The 1,183-nt window shown below is 66.7% G+C and carries 1 protein-coding gene; it reads left to right on the plus strand.

The genetic code is table 11. From position 1 onward, the window contains the following. Positions 1-72: 72 nt before the first annotated feature. The coding region (locus ACFWF3_RS36570; protein ID WP_379318790.1) for an epoxide hydrolase family protein at positions 73-1,183 on the plus strand (1,111 nt) is incomplete at its 3' end.

A 1,183-nucleotide genomic window follows, 5' to 3' on the forward strand; every position in this document is an offset into this window, starting at 1 on the left:
TTCCAACACAGTTCGCATTCTTCCCCACTGCTAGGGCAGAACCTGTCCTAACTGTCTCGTAGCGTGGTTTTCATGAGCGAAGCAATCACTCCCTTCCGCATCGACGTCCCGCAGTCCCAGCTCGACGATCTCCATCGACGTCTGGACGACACCCGCTGGCCCGACGGTGTGACCGGAGTCGGCTGGGCGCAGGGTATTCCGCTCGACTACACCCAGGAACTGGTGCGGTACTGGCGCACCACCTACGACTGGCGAGCGCAGGAGGCGCGCCTCAACGCGTTCCCGCAGTTCCGCACCGAGATCGACGGTCACGCTGTGCATTTCCTCCATGTCCGGTCGGCCGAACCCGGTGCGATGCCGTTGATCCTCACCCATGGATGGCCCGGCTCGATCGTAGAGTTCCTCGACGTGATCGGGCCGCTGACCGATCCGGTCGCGCACGGCGGCCGGGCCGAGGACGCGTTCGACGTGGTAGTGCCGACGATTCCCGGCTTCGGGTTGTCCGGTCCCGCGATCGGCTGGTCGACCAGCCGGGCCGCGCGAGCCTGGGCCGAGCTGATGCGCCGACTCGGCTACGAGCGCTACGCCGCCCACGGCGAAGACACCGGTGCTGCCATCTCGCGCGAACTGGCGGTGCTCGATCCCGACCACCTCGTGGCGTTGCACGTGACCATGATCGCCTCGGCCACCGTCACTTCCGAGACGGCCGATCTCGACAACCCGGCCGAGAAGCGGGCCCTCCAGCTGGCTCAGCGCGCCCAGTACGAACTCGGCGCGTACGCGATGCTGCAGGCTACCCGCCCGCAGACACTGTCCTACGCGCTCACCGATTCCCCCGTGGGGCAACTGGCTTGGATCGTCGAGCGCTTCAAGGACTGGACCGATTCCACCGATGTCCCCGAGGACGCCGTCGACCGTGACACGATGCTCACCAACGTCATGATCTATTGGCTCAACGGCACCGCTGGTTCCTCGGCGCGCTATTACTACGAGGGCGCCGCGACGTGGGGCCGGCCCGAGCCCGCGACCGAGGTGCCGGTCGCGGTGGCCGTGTTGCCGAACGACCTCGGTGTCCCGGTCCGTCGCATCGCCGAACGCAACCACACCATCGTGCGCTGGACCGAATTCGATCGCGGCGGCCACTTCGCGGCCATGGAGGAACCCGACCTGATCATCGACGACC

Origin of the sequence: Nocardia sp. NPDC060220, from assembly GCF_042727815.1 — a bacterium.
Classification (GTDB): Bacteria; Actinomycetota; Actinomycetes; order Mycobacteriales; family Mycobacteriaceae; genus Nocardia.